The sequence below is a fragment of the Vibrio sp. 10N.222.46.A1 genome, assembly GCF_041473595.1.
Classification (GTDB): domain Bacteria; phylum Pseudomonadota; class Gammaproteobacteria; order Enterobacterales; family Vibrionaceae; genus Vibrio; species Vibrio tasmaniensis_A.
The window spans coordinates 1-4,849 of sequence record NZ_JBFRSN010000677.1 but is presented as its reverse complement, the minus strand read 5'-3'; the positions used below and the strand labels follow the sequence as shown (position 1 = coordinate 4,849).

Genomic DNA, 4,849 nt, shown 5'->3' with positions numbered 1-4,849 from the left:
CGCCCTTTACTGCATCGTTGAACAGGGCGAAATCGTCATCGAAGTCGGTGTCTTTTTTGCTCATCAGGTTATGAATTCTAATTAGAAACGTAATTAGCAGTATTGTAGCGCTTTTCGGAGACAATTTTGGATAAGATTTTTGTAGAAGAAGCGGTATCAGAACTACACACGCTTCAAGATGTGATTCGTTGGACTGTTAGTCGCTTTAACGCAGCGGGCCTATTTTATGGTCACGGCACTGATAACGCGTGGGATGAGGCGGTACAACTAATTTTACCTACTCTTTATCTACCGATTGATGTTCCTTCGCATGTGATGAACTCTCGTCTAACAAGTAGCGAACGTCTGCGTATTGTTGAGCGCGTAATCAAGCGTATCAATGAGCGTACACCAACGGCTTACTTAACTAATAAAGCTTGGTTCTGTGGCCTTGAGTTCTTCGTTGATGAGCGCGTTCTTGTGCCTCGCTCTCCAATTGGTGAGCTGATCGAAGCTCAATTCCAACCTTGGTTAATTGAAGAGCCAACTCGCATCATGGATATGTGTACGGGTAGTGGTTGTATTGCTATTGCTTGTGCTCATGCATTCCCTGACGCAGAAGTAGATGCGATTGATATCTCTACAGACGCACTGCAAGTTGCAGAGCAGAACGTTCAAGATCACGGCATGGAGCAGCAAGTGTTCCCAATCCGTTCAGATCTTTTCCGTGACTTGCCAAAAGAGAAATACAACCTGATCGTATCGAACCCACCTTACGTGGACGAAGAAGATATGAACAGCCTGCCAGATGAGTTTACTCACGAGCCAGAACTTGGCCTAGCAGCGGGAACTGACGGACTTAAATTGGTTCGCCGTATCTTGGCAAACGCACCAGACTACCTAACTGATGATGGTATTCTGATCTGTGAAGTGGGCAACTCAATGGTTCACATGATGGATCAGTACCCAGAGATTCCATTCACTTGGATTGAATTCTCTAACGGTGGTCATGGCGTATTCATGATCACTCGTGAGCAGCTTGTTGCTTGCGCGGATGAGTTCTCTATCTACAAAGACTAGGTTACTGTTAGTCGTTAGCTTAGGGATTTGGCTTAGAGATTTAGCTTAGAGATTAGGCTGGAAACTTAAGGTTAGAACCTGATAAGACGTTCTATTTGAAACGTTTGAATTTAAACGCCATGCAGTAATGCATGGCGTTTTTTATTGCCGAAATTTAATGGATAAGTAAGCAACACAGAGTGAACTTGCTCAATATTTAGTTGCTTAATATGAATAGCTATCACATATTGGTGCTCAATATTTAGTCGTTTTAGTGAGTTAAGGAGAATTCGCGATGACCTTTGATACATGGATTTATTATTTGCTAGCGGTGTTGATCTTAACGGCATCACCAGGGCCAAGCTCTTTGTTGTGCATGACTAAGGGGGTGCAATCTGGCTTTAAGTTATCGATATTTACCGCCTTGGGTAGCGTGACTGCCATTACCGGAATCCTTACGTTATCTTTTACCGGTTTAGGGGTGATCATTGCTTCGTCAGAAGTGGTGTTTAATATCATTAAGTGGACGGGGGCTGCTTACCTTATTTATCTCGGTTGGAAGTCGTTACGATCGAGTCAGCAAGATTACGACAAGTTATCGAATCAACAAGCAGGCTCTCAACCAGTTAAAGAAAGCGCTGCACAGCATTATGTCAGTGGCTTTATTGTTGGTGCGAGTAACCCAAAAGCTATCCTGTTTTTTACCGCACTTTTTCCTCAGTTTATTGACCCATCGATAGCGCTATTTCCTCAATTTTTGGTGTTCGCTTTGACCTTCGTTGTGATGGAATTGTCTTGGTTACTGGTTTATGCCTACCTAGGTGCGAAATCATCAAATTGGTTGTTTGCTAAAGGTAGAGCCAAGGTTTTTAATCGTGTGACTGGTGGTGTCTTTATCGGTGCTGGGGCGCTGCTTTCTACTACAAGCAGAGCGTAATTTTCAATTTATTAAAGGCCTGAATAGTTACAGAAAATTATTCAGGCTGTAATAAAAGGTTAATATTAATGTGCTTGCTGATATCGGCATAAAGTCGATATATTGGTGTTACACCATCACATTCTCAGGAGAGATATATGCAGCATCAAGAAATGATTCAACACAGTAATTTTGGCGTAATCAGTCGTACTTGGATTTTCTCTACCCTTTCTCTTCTGGGTATTCTTGCTCTAATGTAGTCAGCTTCATGGCTCTATATTTTCAGTTTTATTATGAATATACTTTTCAAAAAGTCTTCAAAGTTAGAACTCTTACACTCGTAAATGTGGCTTTTCTCATCAGGCTAGCCACTTAACCTTCCTCTCAGTAACCTTTTCTCTGAATAATCTCTTTGTCTGATTAACCCCCTTTATCTCAATAGACTCACTGCATAACCTGATCTGAAGTTGTTATCAAACTGTGATAATCTTAAGTTATCTTTTATCTACAGTGTATCTCTCATGTCTGTCTGGGATTCTATTTCATTTAACAATCGATTTACTGCATTACCTCGATTGTTCTATACCCCAATTCAACCTACACCGCTCAGCAATGTTCAATGGCTCGCATGGAACCATAACCTTGCGAATGAACTAGGCTTTCCGTCATTTGAATGCACTTCCGAGGAGTTGCTTGAGACGTTATCAGGCAATGTTGAACCTGAGCAATTTTCGCCAGTAGCAATGAAATACGCAGGCCACCAGTTTGGCTCTTATAACCCTGATTTAGGTGATGGAAGAGGGCTGTTATTAGCTCAAGTTGTCGCGAAAAGTGGTGAAACGTTCGACTTACACCTTAAAGGTGCGGGTAAAACTCCCTATTCTCGTATGGGCGATGGTCGTGCTGTTATTCGATCAACGGTTCGTGAGTATCTATGTAGCGAAGCGATGGCGGGGCTTAATATCCCAACTACTCGCGCATTGGCGATGATGACTAGCGACACACCCGTTTATCGAGAGAAGCAAGAGTGGGGCGCATTGCTGGTGCGTGCTGCTGAGTCACACATCCGTTTCGGTCACTTTGAACATCTGTTTTATACCAATCAGTTGGCAGAACATAAATTATTGGCCGATAAAGTCATCGAATGGCACTTCCCGGAATGCCTCGATGACGACAAACCCTACGCTGCTATGTTTAATCAGGTTGTTGATCGCACTGCGGAAATGGTCGCGCTGTGGCAAGCGAATGGTTTTGCTCATGGGGTGATGAACACCGATAACATGTCGATCATAGGGCAAACCTTCGATTATGGCCCGTTCGCCTTCTTAGATGAATATGACCCTCGCTTGATCTGTAATCACTCGGATTACCAAGGTCGTTATGCTTTCAATCAACAGCCTAGAATTGGATTGTGGAACCTATCGGCACTGGCGCACTCACTTTCGCCGCTGGTGGATAAAGCCGAACTTGAGGGTGCGTTAGAACAGTACGAGCCACAAATGAATGGCTATTTCAGTCAGATGATGCGTCGTAAGTTGGGGCTGCTTTCGAAACAAGAAGGTGACAGCCGTTTGTTTGAATCTATGTTTGAGTTGATGTCGCAAAACAAAGTCGACTACCCAAGATTCTTTAGAACGTTGTCGAACCTAGATACATTGCTGCCGCAAGACGTGATTGATTTGGTTATCGACCGCGAGGCCGCAAAGCTATGGGTGGATAACTACTTGCAACGCTGCGAATTAGAAGACAGTTCAGTGGCAGATCGCTGTGAAAAGATGAGACAGGTGAACCCTAAATACATCCTCAGAAATTACCTAGCCCAGCTTGCGATAGATAAAGCTGAGCGCGGTGATAGCAGCGATATTGATGCACTAATGGTGGTGCTGGCAGACCCTTATGCGGAACATCCTGACTACGAACATCTTGCTGCCTTGCCGCCTGAGTGGGGCAAAGCAATGGAAATCAGCTGTTCCTCTTAACCTCCTATGATTCTTTGAGTCGCTAAGTACAGGTAGAGGTCACTAAGATGTGATCTTTATCTGTTTGTTCGTCTAACTTTACAAACATGTTAATAATCAAATAATCGGCCAGCCTATACACTATGTGAATAAGTTGTAAATTTAATAGGTTTGGGCGATGCCAACAAATACTCGAATTCTCGTGGTGGATGATGATCAAGAAATCTGCGAGCTGCTGGAAGAGTACCTCACAAAATCAGGTTTCGATGTCTCTTCTGTGGGAGACGGTGTTGAATTAGAAAACCACCTGCAAAACCAAGGTTATCCCGACCTGATTCTGCTCGATGTGATGCTCCCCGGTGACGACGGTTTTACCTTGTGTCAGCGAGTACGAAAGCAATCCAATGTGCCTATCATTATGCTGACAGCGGTATCGGATGAAACCGATCAGATTATCGGCTTAGAAATTGGTGCAGATGATTACATCGCGAAGCCGTTTAGTCCTCGTCAGTTAATGGCTCGAATCAAAGCGCTATTACGCCGTGTACAAGTGGTGGACGACAAGCCAAGTGATGCATTGCCAAAGCAGATTATTTTTGGTGATTGGACGCTCGATACGCTCGCGCACCGAATCTATCACAACGAAAACTCAGAAGAGATGGACTTGTCGGGCAGTGACTTTTCTTTGTTGATGTTGTTCTTAACTCGTCCTAACGAAGTTCTCGACCGTGACACCATCTCTTTCGCTACCAGAGGCCGTGAAGCGCTGCCTTTTGAACGTGGCATTGACGTACAGCTTAGCCGCCTGAGAAGCCGATTGGGCGACAGTGGTAAATATCCTCACTACATCAAAACCATGCGCGGTAATGGCTACATTCTTGCTGTGCCGGTTCAGTATGAACATTGATAATCAAGTGCTGTTAATGAACACCTTGCC

4 protein-coding genes are annotated in these 4,849 nt (G+C 44.0%); all 4 read left to right on the top strand.

From position 1 onward, the window contains the following. Positions 1-126: 126 nt before the first annotated feature. The gene (gene prmB / locus AB4496_RS18225; RefSeq protein WP_009848509.1) at positions 127-1,059 is read left to right on the top strand and encodes a 50S ribosomal protein L3 N(5)-glutamine methyltransferase; all 933 of its coding nucleotides are present in this window, start codon (positions 127-129) and stop codon (positions 1,057-1,059) included. A gap of 274 nt (positions 1,060-1,333) precedes the next feature. Continuing rightward, positions 1,334-1,975, top strand: a complete 642-nt coding sequence (locus tag AB4496_RS18220) for a LysE family translocator (protein ID WP_009848508.1) — start codon at positions 1,334-1,336, stop codon at positions 1,973-1,975. Positions 1,976-2,475: 500 nt separating this feature from the next. Next, a complete protein-coding gene (locus AB4496_RS18215) occupies positions 2,476-3,933 on the top strand; it encodes a protein adenylyltransferase SelO (RefSeq protein ID WP_009848507.1) in 1,458 nt (485 codons plus the stop codon). 157 nt (positions 3,934-4,090) lie between these two features. Then, a complete protein-coding gene (locus AB4496_RS18210; RefSeq protein ID WP_009848506.1) occupies positions 4,091-4,819 on the top strand; it encodes a response regulator in 729 nt (242 codons plus the stop codon). Positions 4,820-4,849: the final 30 nt, after the last annotated feature.

What these genes read in the sequence shown, in the direction of transcription:
- AB4496_RS18220 (WP_009848508.1), top strand. Translation starts at nt 1,334, where the DNA reads ATGACCTTTGATACATGGATTTATTATTTGCTAGCGGTGTTGATCTTA.
- AB4496_RS18215 (WP_009848507.1), top strand. Translation starts at nt 2,476, where the DNA reads ATGTCTGTCTGGGATTCTATTTCATTTAACAATCGATTTACTGCATTA.
- AB4496_RS18210 (WP_009848506.1), top strand. Translation starts at nt 4,091, where the DNA reads ATGCCAACAAATACTCGAATTCTCGTGGTGGATGATGATCAAGAAATC.